The sequence below is a fragment of the Methanoculleus sp. UBA413 genome (assembly GCF_002502935.1).
In the GTDB taxonomy this organism is placed as follows: Archaea; Halobacteriota; Methanomicrobia; order Methanomicrobiales; family Methanoculleaceae; genus Methanoculleus; species Methanoculleus bourgensis.
In genome coordinates, this window is the sequence record NZ_DAQR01000054.1 from 1 (window position 1) to 469 (window position 469).

Sequence of the window (469 nt, forward strand, 5' to 3'; positions counted from 1 at the left end):
GCGATCGTCAGCATATGCCGGCCTCCTCGCGGGAGAAGCGCTGGATGTTCCGTTCTACCTGCTGCCGCATCTCTTCGAGGACTTCAGGTTTTATGTTCTTGAACCTGCCCTGACCCTTGATGTAGTCCTCCAGGGGCGCGGGCTTCCTCATCGCCGCCTTCGACGGGCCGCTGATGGAGAGTTTCCCGAACTCACGCTCGTAGAGAACCCATGTTCCGGTCTTCACCGCGAGTTTCCCCATCTCGACGGTCTTCTCTGAGGGGTAGCGCCACCCGGGGGGGCACGGCGCAAGGATATGGATGAACTTCGGCCCCGGAATCGAGAGCGCCTTCTTCACCTTCTTATAGAGGTCGAGGGGGTAGGCGCTGCAGGCGGTCGCCATGTAGGGGGGGTTATGCGCCTCGACGATACGGTCGAGGTCCTTCTTGGCCGTAGGCTTGCCGCCGGGGGTCGTGGTGGTGCGTGCCCC

At 62.5% G+C, this 469-nt stretch carries 1 pseudogene; it reads right to left on the reverse strand.

The window, feature by feature from the left end:
- Window positions 1-7: 7 nt before the first annotated feature.
- Window positions 8-469, reverse strand: a pseudogene (locus BP858_RS04055) (pyruvate synthase subunit beta); the annotation flags it as partial.